1 protein-coding gene (running past one end of the window) is annotated in these 23,027 nt (G+C 60.0%); it reads right to left on the bottom strand.

Features of this window, described 5'->3' with window-relative positions; all coding sequences use genetic code 11:
* Positions 1-66 precede the first annotated feature (66 nt).
* Positions 67-23,027: the end of a hypothetical protein gene (locus ACOY6C_RS00810; RefSeq protein WP_420903574.1), read on the bottom strand. The gene runs 25,120 nt beyond the window's last position; the window shows 22,961 of its 48,081 coding nt (coding positions 25,121-48,081); the start codon falls outside the window, past its right edge; it ends in the stop codon at positions 67-69.

Here is a 23,027-nt window from a genome sequence, read left to right as displayed (position 1 = left end):
CTTTGTGAGTCCCCCGGCAGAGCCGGGGGTTTACTGATGATTAATTACCTTCTCTGCAGAGGATGCTTATTCCTCTTTCCCATCCGTTTCGACATCGAACGAGTCGTTCATGTCTCTGGCATCTGGCTTGCCGGTACTCCTTGACTGTAGCGGTTGCGGCGACACCAATTCCGGTTGTCCCTGCTCCGGTTGCCCCCTCTCCGGTTGTCCCTGCTCCGGTTGTCCCCTCTCCGGTTGCCCCCTCTCCGGTTGTCCCCTCTCCGGTTGCCCCCTCTCCGGTTGTCCCTGCTCCGGTTGGGCTGGAGGCGCATGGTCACGCACAGGTTCACTACGCGCTGCCCGCGAACTTTGCGACCAGTAATCGGGTTGATTGATGCCAAACATCTCTTCCTGCTGACTGTTCTTGGCCTTTTGCAGTGCCGCATCCAGCAGTGCTGCAATCACATCGGACGAACCGGATTCGTGGACCACGGATGCCGAAAATGCTGCAAGGCTGCGGTCAGAGAGAGCTTGCATCGGAATCGATACCTCATGGGCGGCAGAACTGAGCCGCTCCTGTGCCGACATCCCTTCAATCTGTTCGCTCCACGCCTCAACAAGGCGGGCATTAAAGGAGTCCAGCGTGTCGATCTCTGGCACTCCCTTTATTTCAGGCACGATATAGCCATCAAAACCCTGCATGTTCCGACCATTGAGCATAGAGGATCGCATCATCATGGTCTTGCCGCTTACGCAGGCTGCCTGACCGTTCGTGGCGCTCACCTGCCCGGCCTTCGTCACCAATCCGGATGTACCAGACATCAAGATCAACCAACCCTTGTCGGAGTCAGACTGCACGCCAGCCGCAGCAACCTTCAGACCTTTCCAACCCGAAATCAGAACATCTCCTGTCTCACGGTTGCGGGCAGTCAACTCCTTGATGTCCACATAGAGACGATCATAACCATACCCACCGACACCTTCGTCAGCGTTGACACTCAAATCACCCTGAGTCTTGATCTGAGGCTGAAGCCAAGATCCGACAACCATGACATTTTTGCCAGAATCCAATGCGACATCACCCGTGTAGGACTCCAGGTGAGAGACCTGAATCCTCCCACCTGCGTTGATCGTCATGGTTCCGGTGTCGGTGGTCACCGATGTATTCGATTTCATCAGCCAGTCGTTGGTGGCATTCACGGTTACCACACCTGCGCCATGATGGACATGAATACCTGAGTCACGGAGCAACACTTTCCCTCCTGCCAACCGGATGCTGCCCGACTGACTCTTGATGACCGACACTTCGACATCGCCGGCCATATTCGCCGTGATGGCCCCATCCACGGTCGAGATCTCGCTGCTGCTGCTCATGGCGAGACCGCCGGTCGCGGTGACCGTGATCTGACCGCTGCCGCCTGTCTGCAATCCGGTATCCCGCAGCGTCAGGTTGGCGCTTCCCAGGGTGATCGATCCGCTGTCGCTCTTGATGAGGGAGACCTCGACATCGCCGGTCGCAGTCGCGTTGATGGTGCCGGTGGCCGTCGTCATGCGGCTGGTCGTGCTCATGAACAGCGCGCCGGTCGAGGTGGTCGCAAGGTTCCCCGCGCCGCCGGTCTGCAAGCCCGTGCCGGTGAGCGTCAGCTTCTTCGTGCCCAGCGTGATGTTGCCCGTCGCGCTCTTGATGACCGACACATCGACATCGCCGGCCATATTCGCCGTGATGGCGCCATCCACGGTGGAGATCTCGCTGGTGCTGCTCATGGCGAGACCGCCGGTCGCGGTGACCGTGATCTGACCCGTGCCGCCCGTCTGCAATCCGGTATCCCGCAGCGTCAGGTTGGCGCTTCCCAGGGTGATCGATCCGCTGTCGCTCTTGATGAGGGAGACCTCGACATCGCCGGTCGCAGTCGCGTTGATGGTGCCGGTGGCCGTCGTCATGCGGCTGGTCGTGCTCATGAACAGCGCGCCGGTCGAGGTGGTCGCAAGGTTCCCCGCGCCGCCGGTCTGCAAGCCCGTGCCGGTGAGCGTCAGCTTCTTCGTGCCCAACGTGATGTTGCCCGTCGCGCTCTTGATGACCGACACTTCGACATCGCCGGTCATGTTGGCTGCAATGTTGCCATCCACGGTGGAGATCTCGCTGCTGCTGCTCATGGCGAGACCGCCGGTCGCGGTGACCGTGATCTGACCCGTGCCGCCCGTCTGCAATCCGGTATCCCGCAGCGTCAGGTTGGCGCTTCCCAGGGTGATCGATCCGCTGTCGCTCTTGATGAGGGAGACCTCGACATCGCCGGTCGCAGTCGCGTTGATGGTGCCGGTGGCCGTCGTCATGCGGCTGGTCGTGCTCATGAACAGCGCGCCGGTCGAGGTGGTCGCAAGGTTCCCCGCGCCGCCGGTCTGCAAGCCCGTGCCGGTGAGCGTCAGCTTCTTCGTGCCCAACGTGATGTTGCCCGTCGCGCTCTTGATGACCGACACTTCGACATCGCCGGTCATGTTGGCTGCAATGTTGCCATCCACGGTGGAGATCTCGCTGCTGCTGCTCATGGCGAGACCGCCGGTCGCGGTGACCGTGATCTGACCCGTGCCGCCCGTCTGCAATCCGGTATCCCGCAGCGTCAGGTTGGCGCTTCCCAGGGTGATCGATCCGCTGTCGCTCTTGATGAGGGAGACCTCGACATCGCCGGTCGCAGTCGCGTTGATGGTGCCGGTGGCCGTCGTCATGCGGCTGGTCGTGCTCATGAACAGCGCGCCGGTCGAGGTGGTCGCAAGGTTCCCCGCGCCGCCGGTCTGCAAGCCCGTGCCGGTGAGCGTCAGCTTCTTCGTGCCCAGCGTGATGTTGCCCGTCGCGCTCTTGATGACCGACACATCGACATCGCCGTCCATATTCGCCGTGATGGCGCCAGCCACGGTCGAGATCTCGCTGCTGCTGCTCATCGTCAGCGATTTGGCATCCGTCTTGATCTCTCCCGCCGCACTCTTGATGGCAGATCCATCATTCATGGTCAGCGCGCCATCCGCACGAATGTTCACCGTTCCGCTTCCACCCACGTTGATACCGGCACCGGTCAACGTCAGGGCCTTGCTGGTCACGGCAAAGGAACCGCCGGTGCTCGTCATGCTGGCGAGCGAAACGTCGCCACCAGAGTTTACCGTGATCGCGCCACTCGTGCTGCCCAGTGTTGACAGCGTGGCAGACCCGGTCACGCTCACATCGCTCTTACCCGAAGTGGTGCTGAGTACCGCCGCCGTCTCCATGGACAGGTTTCCGGTCACCTGGATGTTCATGTCACCACTGTTGGCAACCTGCACACCCTGACGCACCAGGGTGGTGTTGCCATCCAGCTTGAGACAGATGTTCCCGGTCGCACTCTGAGCGGACAAGGTGGTCACCGTGGCATTCAAGGGGGCCAGCAGACTGCCGATGCCCTGCTCGGAGGTCAGACGCACATCACTGGCCGTGATCTGCTGAGTCACGCTGCCAAGGGTTGAAAAAGTCAGTGTCGTTCCCGACAGATCCAACGTGGCAACATTCAGACGCAACGCCTGACCACCCGATATTTCGGTCATGGTCAAGGCACCGCCACTGACTTTGATGCCGGGTGCGGTTTGACCGGTCACGGGTGCGCTCAACTCCAGACGCTGCACACCCCCGAAATGCACCGTATCGCTGCCACCCACCAGCAGACCATTGCCGAAATCCACATTGGCATTCGTGCCGGTCAACACCAGTGCCGGTTCTGTTGTCCCCTCTGTGCGAATACCTCCGAGAAATTGCACTTGCGCGGCATTGTTGATGAAGAGGTGACCCCCGTTGCGCATGACCACCTGATCGGTAAAGATCACCGAACCAGTCGCCGTTATGGAGATGTCACCCTCGACATACACGCGATCATTGAAGGTGACGTTCTGGCCGCCCTTGACGACCAGACCTTCCAGATCGGCCAGGGAATCGACACGCAACGAGAATCCGGATGCCACCCCTTCCAGATCCCCCAGGCTTGAGCGGGAGGCACTCAAAAGATCACCAACCTGGTATCCGCCACCCAGGGAATCCAACACAACACCGGTTACAATACCGCCCTCCACCGTGACGGTTGCCGTGGCCGACGCGCCGGAACCACCGGTCAGGCGGACATTGGTGTAGACACCGCTCTTGTATAATTGCCCACCAGAAACGATCGACACACTGCCCACACCATCGCCAACCCGACCATTGATGGCAATGCCATGTCCATTGCCCTCCAAGGTGAGTACATCGTGGTCGCCCAGGCCGCCATTGATGCGACCGGAGATCGCGATATCCGCCACCGCGCTGGCGCCAACACCCAGAGTGACGGCACCGTTGATCTTCAGGGAGTCGTTCAACACCAACTCCTGACTCATGATCAACACACTACCATCATTGAAAGTCGTGGTGTTTCCAGAGCCATAGACCTTCAGGGAGGTGCCTTGCAGCGTACCGTCTATGGCGATTTCACCCCCTTTGCCTTGCGCCATCAGCACCAGGGGCGTATTCAGAGTCAAGGTGGAACCGGGTTGTCCGACATCGATCGGGTTGGAGCCACCATCCGCGCCCAGTACCAGCGACGGCAGTGATTTATCCCCCAAATTGATCTGCACCCCGCCAGACCCTGCATTGCCTCCCAGACTGATTGGGGTGGTCGGATCTTTGGGCGCAATCTGCAAGGCGTAGTTGGAATCGATTTTGGAGAGATCGACGACCCCCTCGTTGACGGCCACGGAACGCACGCTGCCTGGCAAAGTGAACTCAGCCGTGCTGCCATCATCCTCATACGTATAGAGCGCGCCGGACAGGATAACGTGCGTCGGATCCACGCCGCTCAAGTCAAACGCATCCGCATACACATCACCCTCGATGCTCAGGCGTTCCGTCGTGATCTTCAGCGTCGTATGGGCGCCCAGGTCGATTGTCTCCCCCTCCTCCAAGGCAACCAGATGAATGCTGTCCCCCTTGATGCTGAGGGTACCCAGCGTGTCGTCCCAGAGAATCTGCTCCACACCACTGATCAACTGGCCAGAACCCAGTTGAATGAGGTTCTTGTTCGGACTGGTATCCACCGGCTTGAGTTGCAGCTCCAGGGTGTCGTCGTTCAACGCGCCATTGTCATCCCGCAAATCCATGGTACGAAGCGAACCGTCCTGCGAACGGGTGTTCCCCGCAAACAGAGTCACCTTGTCTTCCCCTGGAGTCGCGTTGACCACCAGGATGGACGGGGAATCCATGAGCTTCATCACGGTCAGTTCGTCCGACAACTCACCCAGGCGGATCTCCCCCAGAGCGCCACGATTGAATCGCAGACCACTGCCCGACTTCGCAAAGATCTCAAAGTTGCCGGCATCGTAGGATGCCTTCATGGCAAACGGTTCCTGCTCGATCAGCGGAATCTCCTGCTCCGTCCGGTTCAACCCATCCGCCACCACCATGCTGATCGTACCGTTGGCTCCTTGCATACCCGGCACAAACTGCACGTTGCCCGACTTGGACAGATAGTCAACGATATCCTTCTGGACCCCGCTGATGGTGAGAACATCACCCGCTTGAACGGTCAGGTTCGGTGCATACAATGCCACCTCGGACAAGTGCAGATAGCTCTTGCCATCTTTGACACCCTTCACCTCAGGGAAAACCAGCTTGTAATATTTGTATGCTGCATTGTTATCGAAAGTCACCGTATTGCCGACACCCCGACCGTTACCCAGACCGGTCGCGCCACTGGCCACCGCCACCCAGTCAGCGCTCTGCCAAGCCAGGTCATCGTTGGAGCCATACAGGGCATAGGTTTTCGGATCCCACTGATAATTATCGTCATTGTTGCGCGTGGTCATGTCCAGACGGGTGACCCGCTCAGCCGCCGACAGGGTGAGGATCAAGCCACTGCCCGGACCGTCCATGTTCAGGTATTTTGTTGCGGTGTTGCCATCGACGATGCCCGACACCCGCTCAACGCTGGGGCTGTTGGCCGACGATGCCGTGACGGTGACGACACTCACCTTGGTATCCACCGGACTCGCGGGTGGCAGGGCGGTAAAGGTTCCGCTGGTCGCGGCGAGTGTCACGGTCAGGCGTTGAGAATCGCCATCGGCCAGGGTTCCTTTGGCAAACACCATGTCGGTCGGATCATGGCCCCCCACAAACATCTGCTCTGGGAGTGTGATGTTGGCCGCAAGGCTGGTTGGAGCAGGCGCGAAGGTCAAAATGGGGGCGCCATCGATGATGGCCACCATCTGGCCCGTGGTGGGATCAAAGGTTGCCATGCGCCAGTCACGGCCTGCTTCCACCCCCATGGTCCCTTGACCGGCCACCCGCGTCCAGGCGACACCGCCATTCGTGGAGAGCCAGACGCCACCCGAACCGCCATTGGCCGTTGCCACCACCGTCTTGGCGTCGTCGCTCATCCAGACCGAGGTCCACTGTCCGGTCAAGCCCGTCGCACGCCAGGTCCAATCCGTTTGGCTCGTATCGGCCAGGTAAATCTGACCACCGCGCGCGGCGACCACCATATGGGTACCGCTGGCATCCATATCGACACCGACCCAGTCTCCATTACTGACGGCCCCTCGGGTGATATCGACCCAGGTGATCGATCCGTTGGCCGTTGGATTGGCCATGTAGATGCCCCCGTTGCCGCCCTTGTTGGATGCAGCGCCGCTGACCGCAACCAACGTGCTGCCATCGGCATTGGCGCTCATGGCATTCCAGTTGGCATTGATGGCGGTTACTTTTGTCCACTCCGTGCCGCCCGCATTCAGAATGCGCATCTCCCCAGGGCTATAGACGGTTTTCGTGCCCCAATCAAAGATATTGTTGAAATATTTGACCTGTGCGCTATCGGTATGGTCGGATGCCAGGATGCGACCATCCTCAAGCACCAGCAGTTCGGAATAATTGTTGGCTGGGGCCGTGCTGTTGGTCCAGGTCAGACCGCCATCACGGGAGACCGTCAACTTGCCGGCTGAATTCATCGCCGCAATGACGCGACCATGACTCGATGCCGAAACCATGCTGTAGGAGATATCTTTTGGGGTATCGGCCCTGGACCAGGTCAACCCCTGGTCGCGGGAGAGGTAGACACCCGTTTGACCGGCAGTCACCCCGGAGACCGCCACCAGCAGGTCACCGGCTTGAACCATGTCACGCCACCCCTGACTGGTTCCGGAGACATGCATGGCCAAGACATCCGCATACGCGACGCTGCTCTTGTCGTTCTGCCTGATCTCAACGGCCAGGGTGCGCACATCATCGCCGCTGGTGAACGTGTAGGTCGGCGCATTGGAGGAAGTCATGTATTTGTTGAGATCCGCCACTTTGCCGGTCAAGGTCAGCTTGGCGGTATTGTTGCCATCCACGGTGACGCCGTTCATGGAACCGGCCTTGAACTGACCATCGGCGATCGACAAAGTGACCACGGTTTCCAGGTTCGGGTCACCCTCGAACGGGGTGCCGTAAAACAGCAGGCGTGCCGAGGTGCCGCGAATCAGGGTGAAGTTTGAAGGCGCAGAAACCAGTGGAGTCCCAGGTATTGGCCCGATCAGGCCCAACAATTCGGGGGACAAGGCGCCCGAAAAATCGACACGGGAGTTCTGCTTGCCGGTTTCCGTGACAATATTCAGTCCCAGTTCTCCAGTAAAGACATACAAGTCTTCACCGTCACCGCCAGAGAGCTTGTTGATGCCCTGCACGGCATACAGGGTATCGTTACCGCCCCCACCGATCAGTTCGTTGTTGCCCATGCCTCCATACAGGACATCTTGACCCAGACCACCGGAAAGCTTGTCGTCACCACGACCACCAATCAGATAAACCACCGACGTTCCCGTTGCCAGGGCGCGCAAGGTGTTGTTGCCTTCGGTGTCGATGACCGTACCGCCACCACCACCCAAAAGAATGGTGTCGTTACCCTCTCCGCCATAGGCTTGCACAACCACCTGGTCCAAGGCGGAGGCGTTGAGATTGTCATTCCCTGCCCCCAGGTCTACCACAACCTTGTTCACATTGGTAAAGCTCTTGACAAAGCCCATGAACTCGACATCGACCTTGCTTTTATTGCCGCTGACAATCCAGTTTTCCGCCGCATCCAGCGTGTTCAAATAGAGGCGATCCGCCGAACGCGGGCCAGCCAGCAAGGTCAATACGCCGGTTTTCGAGTCGTAAGAGCCCAACTCCGGCATGACGGTGGGGGCCTTGATATCAGACTTGAACAGCGTAACACTGAACAGATTGATCCTGACATCGATGTCTGGAATAAAAAACGGCATGTCCACTTTGCCCCAGAGAAAGGCCGTAAGCATGCCTTGCAAATAGAGATCGAACGTGTTGAGCAGACCACCCGGCACGCCTGGGATCGGTCCCGGGTAGGTCATCATGGCAACCAATTCCGACGCCCGCACCTTGCCATCGCCGGCATAACTGACGCTGACCAACTGGCCATCCTGGTTGCGTGTCACCGTACCCTTTTTGATGTCGTTCAGGTCGGCAGCCACTTTGACGGTGATCGAACCCCCAATGCCGGCGGATATTGGGCCGATGCCCACGCCTCCGCGCAGACCCAGTTCCAGGGTCAGACCGAATTCGGGTTTCTCCTTGCCACCCGTACCAGACACGATTGAGCCATTCTTGAACTCTGGCAAGGTCCAGTCGTTCAGGAAGAAACCGTCAACCACGTCAAGAGGACTACCCGATGCAAAGGCTTTCTGCACACCATAGGTATCAAAGCCAAAGGAGAGATCCACATAGGCGTTGAGGTTGCCGAGGGCCCCGATGACCACATTGATCCCGACAGGCGTCGGGATGGTGGCCAGGGTAACGTCAAAACCGGCAGCAAACTCCAGCAGAGGCAGTTCATAGGTGAACAGGGTGGCTGAACCACCGCTGAATATTTTCGCCCAGTTGCCAATGTCGGTCAGATAGGGCAAAACCTGCAAACCGGAACGGGCGGCTGCGCTGGTGCTGCCCCCCGAAGCGTTGTTCGTGACAACAGACATGCCACTGAAGATGGAATCCATCTCCGTGTCGCTCATGGGCTGACCGCCCGAAGACCCCTCACCCGCCACAAAGTGAAAATTGTTCGTCCCCAGATCATACAAACTGCCCAGAGGCAAACCACTGCCCATGGCGACCAGCGAACGCAACATGTCCGGCAACTTCAAGGCAAAACGGGCTGCCTCCAGGAAAGACCAGTCGATCGGCGGAAGTTTCTTGGCAACCCGAACCGTCTCATAAAGGGTATCGATCAGGCCGCGAATGGTCGGATCCGGCGCCAACCCCATGGCACTGCGGGCCGGATTGAGAATCGTATCCAGACCGGAAACCGGGGTCACCAGGGCTTCGATCACCTCCCGGAACGGCTCCAACGTCGAGCTGACCTTGGTGGCGATGGGCAACAGGAAGTCCAACAGCGCGGACTGCATGTCCATGCGAATGTTTTCGATATTGATGTGGGGGAACGCGACCGCTGGATCACCCAGACGCCAATCCCAATCCAACACAAAATCAGCCTTCAATTTGGGCAGACTGGAGGCGCTCAACTCCAAACCCAGGTTGATCTCGGCGTTGACGCCGAATTCCGCCGTCAACACGCTTTGCGGCGCCGAAACAAGTTGGTCCAGGGTCAAGCGACCCGCAGTGTTGCCCTTGAGATCGACGGTCAAAAGACCCGTGACATGGCTGCCCTGAAAACCAGAAGAGTCCTGGTCGCTGTCCTTGTCCGTGACGGATGCATTGAAAAACAGCAAGGAGCCGGAACCCGAAAACGGGGTGACCTCCGGCGTGAGTGGTTCGCCATCCAGGAACGCCTTGAGTTCCAGACTCAGTTCCGGATCCTCGCCATTGGTTTGGGAGCTCAGGAAAAAGCCGTCTGCCTCGGAGATGCCAAAGCCGAAATCATAGTGCCACTCCGCGCCCAGGGAAAAACCGCCATCAACATTCAGGCTGAAGCCCGGAAGGTCCAGATCCAGAGGAATATCCACCCCGGTATCGAGAATGGTTCCCCCCAGATCCATGTCAAAGCGGATGGCATCGACGCCCGACCGGGGCACGGCCTGGCCCGGCTGCCAGGTGGAGAGACGCTTGCCGGCCACGTCATAGAAGGCGATGTCGATATCGTCGATGGTGATCAACTGATCGTGGTTGCTGTCTTGCAAAATGTTCAGGCCCGATGACGAGAAGGCGTTGAACAGGGTGTCGCGCACCAGCGCCACCGGCTTGCCCGGACCGGACAGCTTGAGACGCAGATCCTGCAAAAGACCGCCACGCAGCCCGCCGATCAGGTTGCCGGCATCGGCCAACCCAGCCCCGATAATGGGAATTTCTGCAGCCAGAGAACTCTCGAAGAGATCCTGCACCGCGCCCAGACCCAGGTCCACACCATCCAACCACACACTCGGATCGTTGAGCATGTCAATCAGACCGCTCTTGCCGGTATCCATGAAATCCAGGTCAGGCAGCTTGACGATCAGGCCACTGCCCTGATCGATCAAGGTCGCCAACCCCTGGTCGCCCAGTTTCGGATCCGTCTGCACCAGCAGCTTGCCGATCGGAAGGTTGCTGTTCAACACCTTGGCTGTCAAAGGCAAGCTGACATTGAACGCGCCCAGCAGATCGATCTGCGGTTTGCCATCGACCAGCGCAATCTGCAGAGCCGCTGGCGCCGTTGTCTGGGCATCAGCGTCGGCGTCGAACGTCACGACACCATTGGCAACCCCCAACTCGATCGGGCCGACGGCAAAATTGAGGGCAACATTTTCGGCCGCCAATCGGGCCGTCAAGGCCAGACGCGTCCCCTTGCCGGTCACGGCATCATAATCCTCAACAGCCAACTGAACGCCGCCCGACGCATCCGGAAGCGTGATACCCAGACGCAATTCAAGTTCCGCTCCGACGCTCAGATGGATATCGCCCCCGCCTGATGCATCGAGCCACTTCTCAAAACCTTCCGGCAGGGTCAGACCGCCGCCGGCCATGGCCACCAGATCAGCCAGGTTCAAATCCAGCGTACTGTTCTGGTCGAGGCCCATGGCCAGATCCAGATCCAGGTAGAGCTTATGGTGCGCGGCATCCAGGGTGAAATCCAGCGCGTTGTCGTCGATCCCCAGGCTCTCTTCAAGAAGATGTTCGGCCCCGTCCAGACCGGTCACCGGATCCCTGGCCACATCTTCCAGCGCACCCAGCCAGGTATCCCCCACATTCATGATGCTCTGCAGGGAGTGATTGATGATGGGCAGAGGATCGACATAAAAAGGTTGGTCACCCGCCAGCTGGTCCACCAGATTCAGACCGGTGCGGATGGCGCCCAGGATATCGGCCATGCTGAGTTTGCTCATATCGAGCAGACCATCGATGGGTGGCAGGACAATGACGACCGCATGGGGATCCAGACCGGCTGCCACCTCCTCGGCAAGATCAAAATCCGTGGCATGGCGGAGCACCACGGTATCCCAATCGAGGAGATCCTGCACATAGATGCCCAGTTCAGGATCGTTGGGCATCTCAAACTCGACGCTGCCCGCCTGAACGCTCAACCCCTTCATGCGGGCCGAGGCCGCGCCATCGACATTCACGACAATCGAATGGAAGGCATCTCCCAGGTCTGTGATGGCAAAGCGGCCACTGTTGTCGGATGTGCCGTTGGCATCGACAAAGGTGGGCAGACCGTTGGCACCGGGTGTGCGGTCCAGAGCCAGATTGACTTCGGCGTCCAAGGTGATACCGGATCCGGTATTCGCCCCACCCGCCGTCAGCCCCACAAAGCCCAGGCTGGCCGCGACCTCCAGGTCAGAAACCGCCAACCCGATATCGGCGGTGGCCGCAAACTGGTCAATCGCCACATCCAGGGCATCACCCAGCTTGATGATCAGATCAAACCCGGCATGGAGATTGATGTCAATCTCCCCTTCTGCCGAGGTGGAAAGGGAGATCGGCGCATCATCGCCACCCAGGCCGAGTTTGATCGGCGCTTCCAGCGCGTCGAATGCATGGGCAAAACGGACCGGCACCCGCAACTCACCCGTGGTCGCGTCGAAGGTCGCCATGGCGGTTCCCAGCAGGCCCGATTCGTTGAGCGCGTCCACAAACTCGTCCAGCGTCTTGATCTTTTCGAGTGCCCGATGAACCAGATAATCCTGTTGGGCCGCATTCGGAGACAAAGCCGTGGAAACCGTCAACGCAGAGCCATCTGCCGCCACATCACGGATCTGCACGGTCTCCTGGCCCACCGTCACCCAGGAACCGGTCATGGAGGCTGCAAACTGACCCGCGACACCCGCAAACCGCGAGCCGTCGGCAGAGACCGTGCCTTTGCCGGTCGCGCTTTGGGTTTCGCCCGTCGCAGACACCCAGGCCACGGGATCACGATAAAAATCGATCTTGTCAACCACCCCGGCCTTGAAAGCGGAGGCCAGGTCCAGCAGGCTGGAAACCGATTGCTCGACGAATGGCAACGACTCCAGACCCAACGCCGCCGGATCCAGCCCTTCAAGATATTTGAGCATTTCCGGGAGCGCCGCCAGCACATCCGTCAACGTGAGCTTGGCCAACTTGCTGAACTGATCGAAATGTTCGGTGGTGACACTCAGGTTGCCCGCCAGAAAATCACCGGCAATGGTGACCGTCGGGAGTGCGTTGGCATCCGTCGTCAGATCCATGCCCGCCACGGCGGCATACACCGGCAGATCCAGGGAGAGGCTGCTGCCGGGCGCGGTCAGATTGAACTGACCATCCACCAGACTCAGACCACCAGACATCGAAATCGCTGCGGAGCCTTTTTTCCAGGCCTGACCCGTATTGCTGACGCCGTTGCGACCGATGCTCAGATTGATGGGACCAAGACCTGCCGCCAACACGATATCACTGGCCGCCAGATCCCCCGCAAAATGCAGATCGTTGACATTGAATTGCGCGCCGTTGCTCCAATCGAGTCCCAGGTCAAAATCCAGCCCAATCTCCAGATTGCCAGCCACCTGTGCCTGACCCAGCAGTTCAACACCCAGACCCTCCATCTGATTCGCCAGATCGAGACCAAAACCGACATGTCGCTTGAATTCGCCGTCAAAAGAGAGGGCGAAGCCGTCGCCACCGAGCTTGCTGATCTGCAAACCCTCGCCACTGGCCAGGTTTTGCTTGAGCCAGGCATCGTTCAAATAGGCCAGCATGTTGCGGAAGGTAGGCTCACCCGTCTTGCCGTAGGTGACCGGTTCCAGATCATTGATTTTTGACTCATAACTCTTGGGAAGCAGGGGCTGGAGATAGTGCAGCATGTAATCTCCCACCCCCAGGATCGAAGAGAGGTCCAACAATTCGTCGAGGGATTGACCAATGACCGGCAGATCGGCTCCCTGACGCAGTTTGGCCGCCGCATCGCTCAGACCCAGAGCCTCCTCGGCCAGATCCATGGCCAGGCCCTCGCCAATCGTGGCGTCCAGTTCCCCGACCGTAAACCTGGTATAATCGTCTGCGTAGTTCAAGGTGAGGGTCTCACCGCCCACCACGACGCTCTGATAAAGATCCGCTCCCGTGCGGTTGAGTTCCAGACCGAAATCGCCAAAGGCCGCAATGCCAAAGGCGCCAGGCAGGGGCAGCCTGGCCGTGCCACCCGTCGACAGGGCAAAACCGCCATCGTTGAGCACCAGAACCACCGTCCCGTCCACCACGGCGGCTTGCATCTCGCTCGACAGGTTCACGGACGCTTGCAGGTGGGCACCCGCGAGCACCATGACGCCGTTGGACTCCATCACCTTGAAATCGCCGGAACCCTGCACCAGAGGTGTCGCGTTGGATGCTGCGCCAGGGGCGCGAATCGCCAGACGCAGCGAGGCTTCCGCCTCCAGACGCGCGGTGTTGTCGTCCAGGGAAAAGAGCGTCTGACCGCGCACGGTCAGTGGCGTAAACCCATCGGCGCGGCCATTGCCGTCGATATCCCCCTGGGTGAAATCCACCACACGGCCTGCCAGCTCACCGGTTCCAAACCCCTTGTTCATCGACAAAAGCATGGACTGGGCGGAAAGTTCCAGGCCGTCAACCCCTTCCAGGCTCAACTGGCTGGCACCGGCCCTCAAGCCCATGAAGCTGCCAGCACCCTTGATGTCTTGCAGCAGCATCAGGCCCAGTGCGCCCTGCTGCAGTTCGACCCCCACAAAATCCTCTGTGCCCACCTTCAGACCGATCTGCACATCCACACCGGTCGCCGCAATGGTGGTCAGGTTCATGCTGCGCCGTTTGCCGTCATCGAGGGTCACGCTGCGGGATCCGGCACGGGTAAAGGCCAAAGTGCCGCGCATACTGACCAGGGCGCCAATCTGCAGGGTGGCGTCCGTCACAAGGGAGACAAACTCTCCGGCGTCCGCCCCGTAATTCAACGAGATCGCAGCCGTCTGCGCGGCTGTCGCACCCGTGGCAACGGTGATGGCGCCGTTGTAAAGGGTATCGCCCTGACCGCTGCCACCCAGATCCATCACCTGGTCATTGTCCACGCCTCCCGACTGGCCCAACCCCAGGTTGACCTGCAAAGCCAGATTATGGGCCTCAAGCTTGAACAGATCCGCTGACAGACCAAAATCCTCCGGTTTGAGTGTCACCGACTCGGCGGAGGCCGACATGGCCAGCCAACTGCGGGCATCTCCCGCCGCGGCCCGACTGGAGCTCATCAGTGCCAGCCCCAACGAAATATTTGCAACCTGAATGCCTGACATTTCGGCAGACACATCCGCAGCACCAATCAAAAAGCCGGTGGCATCGATCTTCTGGCCACCAACCTTGATGACACGCTCGACACGGGAGATGGCAAGGCTTCCGGAGACCTTGAAAACATCACGGTAGGCCAGATCCATGGTCCCGGCCAACATGAAGGTGTCACCCGTAAACGTCAACGCGCGGGTCGTGCCGTCACCCAGGGCCACGACCATGGGGGCGCCGCTCCAGTCGATGGCGCTCTTGTTGGCGCTGCCATCGGGGTTGATGCCCAGTCCCATGTTGATATCCAACGCCAGATCGGTTCCCACGGCGGTCAGGCCATAGGCAGACGTCCCGATCAGACCCGCTTTCTCTGCCGTGCCGGAGAGGGAGAGCCAGCGCCGGTTGTCGGTGGTACTGCTGGTCGATGCGAGCACCAGGGCCATATCCAGTCCAGTCAGTTCCACACCCAGGGCATCGCTGCCTGCTCCCGCGGCAACGCGGGCAGCCAGGTTGGCACCGCCAATCACGAACAGATCCGCTCCGACCGCCTCCGTTGAACCAGCCAGATGGATATCCGCCCGTGTCTGCTTGACACGCACACTGCCGCTGACACTGACCATACCTGCGACAGACAGATCGACCGTACCCTGCACGGCCAGCTGTTCACCCAGACCATCCATCGCCAGATCGACATGGACATTGGGACCGGCGAGGACCGAAAGGGCGTGCTCACCCACGAGATTCAGGGCATGTTCATCCTTGAAGCGCGTGATATCCGCATTCTGGGGCAGGTTGACAGGCCAATCGGTGACGCGGTTGACCTGGATTGCGAAGTCGGAACCGCTGAAGCTCACCCCAGGCAGACCCGCCAGGAGCACGGTGCCGGCCTGGGCAGAGAGCGCCAGCCAGCGCATGCCCAGCAGCGAATTGTCAATCGGGTTGGCCTTGGCGCTGAACAGGCCCAGGGCCAGATCCACTTCGCCCATGTACAAACCCAGCGCATTCGAACCCGCCAGATCATGGCTGTCGATGCGATCGTCATGGTTGCTGTCCGTCAGGCCCGTGCCGACAAAGGCCGTAACCTGGCTGGCCCCCACGGTGAGGGAATCGACCATGACCGTCTGTTGATTGGCCAGGGTGACGGTCGAGCTCTTTTTCTCGAACGCCGCGGAGCCGTCGAGGTAGACATAGTGATCCAGGCTCAGGGTGAAATCTGCCGCCACCTGGAGTTGCTCGCCGTTCTTGCCATCGAGGGACATTTGATGGGTGGTGCCGGTACCGGTCACCACATCAAACGGGGCGGCCTTGAAGTCGATCACCTGGTGGGCGTCGCTGTCCGCCAGGTTGACACCCACTTTCACGTTCTGCACCGAAAGCTCAAAACCTTCGGGCAGACCCACCAATGCGACATCCCTGGCTTCCGCCTCCAGGGCCACGCGGGTCGGCATATCGACCCCCGGCTGGTTGATCCGGGTGGTGAAGATGCCCCGATTGTCGGCCACCGCCGTCAGACGCAGACCATCGGCGGTCAGGGCGACCGAACGCCATGCCAACCCTTCCGAACCGTGTACCACATGCCAGGTGACGCCGCAGTCGATGGATGCCCAGATACCGCCACTGGCGCCGCTGGCCGCCGCGACGATGGTTCTGCCATCCTCGGCCATCGCCACCGAACTCCAGTTGCGGCTCTCGCCAACAGCACGCCACCCTTTCCCGGATTGGTGGATATAAATCTGACTCCCCTTGCCCACCGCCACCAGCACTTTGCCGCTCTCCGGGCCATTGACCGCCACGGCGGTCCAGTCCGTACCGGCGGTCCCGTCCGGGGTCACATCCTGCCACTGAACGGGGGCATTGGCATCGGTCCAGATTGCCAGATACACACCGCTTGGCCCGTTGCCCTGTACCGGCGCACCCGCCGCGGCCAGCAAAGCGTGCGTCACGGGGGCGTTGGGCTCCTGGGTATCGAAGGCAACCATCGAGGTCCAGTTTTCATCCGACCACAGACCCGCCGGCAGGTAGGGCCGGACAGGCAGGAGGGTGTTCTGCACCACCGGGTTGTCCGCCTTGCGCTGACCATCGCTCCCCTCGACATGAATCTTCAGGTTGAATGGCTGCATGCCATCGAGACTGCTGAAGAGCATCCCTTCCTGCCCGATTCTCAAAGAGACGACGCTGCCTTCGGTTTGCGGACGGTGCGCCAATTCAGCGCGCAAAGCCGCGTTCAGGTTGACTGCCGCTTCCAACACCGTCGTGTCTGGGGCGTAGTGGATCACCTCCGCGCCACGCTGGAGGTGATCACGGTCCCGCTCCAGCTTGGATACCGCCTCACCCACCGTGTGGGTTGAATCCATTCTGGAGAGATAATCCTTGGCCACAGGAATATCGTCCCAGAGTTTGGCCAGCCATCCCACGACCTCCTGCACCGGGTGATCCGGATACCATTGGTGGAGCATTTCCAGGGCTTCCGGAATGTGGTGCCAGGCCGTCAACACGGCACCCATGCGGATGTCCGGGGGCAGGATCTGGAGAAAATCCCGAGCCGTTCCGATGATGCGTCGGTCTGTTGCCAGTTTTTGCACCGCCTCATCCGTCCTGAGTGATGGCGGCAACTGGTAGAGCACACCCAATATCGCCAGGGTGGCATCCCGGTCACCCCTAAGCGCGTCATACTCCGGAAGGAAAACAATCAATGGATTGGCAAGAAGATCCAGGATGGTCCCAAGATGGCCCTCCATCTCCTGCACGACGGAACTCACCACTCTGTCTGGAGCCACATGGTCCAGCGCGTTCAAGGTCAGTTGGAGGTTGATCAGGGAAACGCCCAAACTGTTGACGACCGCAACCCCTGAAACATCTTCTCTATACGACTGGAATACGCCCAGAACTTCGGGGATTCCAGCCGCTTCCAGCTTGCGTATGCCGGCATCCACCGTGAGGTTTTCTGGCAGTTTGGCGAGAAGATCCTGAGCCCCAGGAATCTTTCCACGGAACCCATCCAGCCGCCCCATGGCCTCACCCGCCGACAGCTCGGCAGGCAACAACCGGGTGAGAACATCCAGATCCCCCAGGATCGTATGGAGCATCGAGGAGCCTTCGGGTGAGGCATATCGGTAGATGACATCCAAGCCCCTCTGGAGATCATCGAGATCCCCCCGCAGCGCCAAGACCGCTTCACCCACCGCCATCCCCGGATGGCTGCCAAGATAGGTCAGGGCCGCGGGGATTTCGTCCCTGGTCTTGGTGAGCCACTGCACGACTTCCATCGCCTGGTTGTCTGGACGCCAATCGTGGAGGATTTCCAAGGTTCCCAGAATCGTGTTCTGAAGGCGCGTCAAGTCGGATACCACACCCACCATGCTGCCATTTGGCGCGCTCTGAAGAACCTTCTGAAGATACGCCCTGGCATGCCCGATGACCCATTGCTCCGTGGTCAATACCTGCACAGCCTCATCCGGCAGGAGAGCGGGCGGCAAATCGTGCAGAACATCCAGGATCACCTTAACATCATCCCGCTCCCCGTTCAGCGCGCCGACTCTCCCTTCCAGCCCGCGCACGACATCCGCCACCGAGAGGTCGGGATTCCATTGGGAAAGAATGCCCATCCTGGCTGTCTGGATCTGGCCCTGGATGCTCTCCAACGCGCCCAGGGCCTGACCCACGGAAACATTCCCGGGCAACAGGTTGCATACATCCAGAATCCCTTGCAGTTCGGCATCTTCGTCCGTGATCGTCAACTCCAGAAGCAGTCTGACGATGGCCAGCGATCGGTCTTGAGAGACGCCTTGCAGAAACGCCATGGCATTGCCGACATCCGTTGCAAATTTCTCCACGGCAAGACCAGACCGGGCATTGGGAGACAAGACACCAAGAACCTCCAACGCCCCAATGGTGGCATTCCGCTCCGCTTCCAGCGCGCCCACGCGCTCTTCCATCCCGCGCACGATTTGACCCACCGACTGGCTCGGGTCCGCCCCCTGGGACATATAATCCATTGTTTTCTGAATATGATCCTGGCTTACACCCAGAATATGCACCGCCTCGCTCACTGCCGTGTTGCCTGGCATGGGCTGGAACACTTGCAACAGATCCCGGCATTCCGCCAGATCCGCTTGCAACCCGTTCACGAACTCCGCCACCTGAAGGTCCGCCGGCTGATGGGCAAGGAGTTCAAGCGCACCCAGAACTTTGGCCTGCAATGTCTGCACAGCCTCCAGCGCCGGAAGCGCGGAGGGCAGACGGGAGAGAACATCCAGATCCCCCAGGATCTCGTTCCGGGTCGATTCCAGGAACCCAACGGCTTGATCCATCGGGATGTCTTGGTTCAACTTGGAAAGAAAATCCAATACATCCTGCAAAGAGTCGATCCGTTGGAGTCGCTCGGCGGGATCCGCGAAGATTCTCTGAATGCTGACCATCACGTTCGCCCACACCTGCCCTTGTGTGGCGGCATGGCCATCGACCAGAAGGTCATCGGAGGTGACGGTGTAGGTGAAGGCAGGCCGATCGGTGGTAATCCCATCCACGACCACGACATCGCCTGCCGCCAGCGGGCCTGTCATGTTGACCAGATCCTGCAAAGAAGCCGTGATGCGCAGATTGCCGCGTTGGGGTTGAATGAGGTTGCCTTCCGCCGACAGGATCGTGTTGCCACTCTTGATCTTGCCGGTTTTGTCCAGGAGTTCGATATCCAGATTGTAAGGCGGATTGCCCCTGAAACCGGTAAAGACCATCACACCGTCCCAAACCTCCATCATGACGGTGCTGTGGAGTGCCGGAGACTGGTAGGTCATCAAAGCATCCAGGGCGCTTTCCGCCTGGAGCACCTCCTCATCCATGGTGCCAAAAAGATTCAAGAAATAAAGAGCAGCGAGATCTTGCTGGAGTCTATGGATGGCCTTGGGCACCTCCACCGGTTCATCAAAAAGAGCCTTGATGCCCGTCATCACGTTGGTCCACGCCTGCTCGGCGGTGGCCTTTTTGCCATCGCTCTTGCGATCGACCTTGAGATCGATATCCTGGACGGTGTAATGCAGGGTCGAACCGTCATCGGTAATGCCATGCATGGCGATCACATCACCGACGGCAAAGCTGCCGGTGATCTTGAAGACATCCCGTTGCCCGATGCCACGACTGGGCACAGCCTCGCCGTTCAACAGCATCAACGAGAGACGATTGTAGGACTTTATGCCTCCCCCGACGCCATACCAGCCGGCCTGACTGCCGGTTCCCTTGGCCACCAACTCGATGGTGATCCCATTGGCCGTGGCGGTGGCCACGCCGCCTGCGGCATCATTCAAGGCCTTGGCCAGCTTTTTGGCAACATTGGTTGAAGCCTCTTTGACCGTGGCGGCGGTTGTGGAACTGGCTCCGTCGGAGGTCAAATCCTCGGCCACCACGGTGTAGACCACATCCGACGTGGACAATCCCTTGATGGTCAGCGTATCCCCCAGAGCGAAGCCGCCACCATTCCGGCCAGGCATAATCGAAAGCACGTCAAACTGACGTTTGGAACGCTGGTCCGCGGTGATGATCTCGCCATCCCCGGTCAAGGCCACCGCCGTATAACTGTCAACAATGGTGGTGTCGTAAAACCAGTCGCGGCCACCGTTGCGCGAGGTCAACAAGCCGCCTTCGGCCACGACGAGAACGATCTCCTGGCCGTCAGCGGAGATGGTGACCCCACTGAAACTCAACCCGTGCGCACCCAGGGGCGTTTCGTTCCAACTCAAGCCCTGGTCTTCGGAGATCCAGATGTTGCTGCCGGAGGAGCCGTTGGAGATGGCAACCTGGCGACTGCCCTCGATGCGTACCCCATCGACCATGCGGTAGTCCGAAACCGCCACACCTTTCCAGGTCCGGTCTTCGACGAGGGTCTGGGTCAACACCTCCCGCTCGGACGCCACCACCAGACCGAACTCCACGCCGGAGAGCAGGAAACCGACGGCGTCGTCACCCAGACTCTCCACCGGTCCGCCGTTGATACCCGCAAAGGCCTGCAAATCGTGCCCGCCAACGGTGAGCACATCATGCGAGACCTGGGCGCCGTTGGCCAGTTTCAACGTCCGCACCGATTTTTCGAATCCCAGCGATCCCCCTGCGTAAAAGAGACCGCCCACGCCGATCTGAACATCGGCAGAGGCGCGAACCAGCGGCCCCTTGTCGCCGTCCAGCGTGAGGGTACGGGAGGTGGTCGGACCGGTGGTCACCGTCATCGGGGTCAGGTGATTGGCCGGATCAGCCATCGTGTCGAAGGCCGCCACATAGTGGATCGGCTCCAGATTGGGCGCCAGACCGTAGACCTGGTTGACCTCCACCAGAATGTCGCTCACCGACATGGTGATGGCATCCACCCCGACAAAGGCCACGGAATCGGTCTGCAGTTCCAGACCGAGCCAGGTGACGCCGGTCAATCGGGTGGCATCCTCCGGGGTCGAGGCCAGCACCAGGGCAAAGGTGGCATCGGTCAGGGCAAAGCCGGTGGCGTTGCCGTTGGGGGTATCCGCGTCCACCCCGGCGACCACGATCCGGCCATCCCCATTGCTGTCCACAAAATAGGGACCGCCCACGCCCGCAAAGGCGCTGATGCCGGTCCCGCCGACACGAATGGTGTCCACGATATGGCTTTCGCCATGTACCTGGATGGTGCCAATGGATTTCTCAAAGGCCAGGGAACCGCGCACGGTGACGAAATCGGCGATGCCAAGGGCGAAATCGCCGGAGGCCTGAATCAACTCCCCCTTGCTGCCAGCCAGGTCGATGGTCATGGTCTTGCCATAACCGGTGTAAACCGCCAGCCCCTTATCGTCACTGAAATCGATCACCTGGGTATCGGCGTCACTGCCGGTGGCGACTCCGTACACCTGGTTGATCCCGACCGAAAGGTTCTGCGCCGTGGCCGTAACCCCTGGCACACCCACCAGACCCACTTCGACGGCACTGGCTTCAAGAGCGCTCCAGTTGCGCGTTCCCGTTTTCTCATAGATCAAGGCGAGGCCAAACTCGGCCTCCGTCAAGGTCAGGCCGACCGCGTTCAGGTTGACCTCATCATCCAGATCGATCGCGCCGTCCCCATTGGTATCCCGGCGGTATGGACCATGGACACCGATAAAGGCATTCAGGCCCGTGCCCCCGAGGGTCAGCATATCGGTATCGACGTGGGCGCCATCGGCCAGGGTGAATTGATGCGACGATTTTTCCATCGACATCGTGCCGCTGGCCATGAAAAAGCCCGCGACATCCAGCGTCATGCCGCCAGAGGCACGCACCATCTGGCCGCGGTCACCCGCATGGGTGAGATCCAGACTCTTGCCGGTTCCGGTGATCAGGGTCACGGCATTGCTGGTTTCAACGCCATCCACCGTCCGGGTGCCGGAAAAATCGATCACCTTGTCGTTGGCATCCACGCCCGCAGACAAGCCGCTGACCAGGTTGATATCCACCCCCAGATCCCGTATCTGGAAGGTGATATCGTCGGGCAGACCCACCAGGGTGTCCACATGGCCGATGCTGGCGGTCAGTGCCGTCCAACGGGTGTTGCTGTAGCCACTGTCCGTGGAACGGAACAGCCCCAGACCAAACTCGACCCCCCGGACCGCGACGCCGCGCGCTGCCGGATTGAGTTCGCTGGTGAGAATCACCCCGTTGGCGTCCCGGTCGATCACGCCGTTGCCGTCGTTGTCCGTGGCATAGGGACCCAGACCCACAAAACCGGTCAGTCCGGTGCCGCCCACGCTGACCATCTGGGTCTGCACCTCGGTGCCATCCGCCAGCACAACCTGTTGCACACGACGCTCAAACCCCATGGATCCGGAGATGTCGATGAAATCGCCGACCTTCAATTGACCCGAGGCCGACGCCCGCACCAGCACACCCAAATCGCCATCCATATCCAAGGTGCGTGTGTGGCCGGTGCCGGTGATGATATCCACCTGCCCCCCTTCGGCAGTGAAGTCGATCACCTTGCTGTCCGCACTGAAACCGGCACCCACGCCGCTTACCAGGTTCAGATCCACCGCAAGATCACTGACCTGCATGGTGATGTTGTCCACACCCACCAGGCCGACACTGCCGGCTGTGGCCGACAATGCCACCCAGCTCAAACCGTCGGCATTGCCCTGGCCCGGTTTGGCCGATGCCAGCAGCAGGGCAAAATCGGCATCTTCCAGGGCCAGACCCACGGCCCCACTCCCTGGCAACGGCTCTCTGGCATGGGTGACCGGATCCACGGCGCCCCAGTACGGTCCACCCACGCCGACAAAGGCATACAGCCCCTCGCCACCGAAGGCGAGGGTGTCGGTTTTGACCTGGCTGCCGTCGGCCAGGACCACTTCACGACTGCTCTTCTCAAACCCGAGAGAAC

The organism is Candidatus Magnetaquiglobus chichijimensis, from assembly GCF_045865675.1.
GTDB lineage: Bacteria > Pseudomonadota > Magnetococcia > Magnetococcales > Magnetaquicoccaceae > Magnetaquiglobus > Magnetaquiglobus chichijimensis.
The sequence above is the reverse complement of the archived record's forward strand: the minus strand, read 5'-3'. Positions and strand labels throughout refer to the sequence as shown.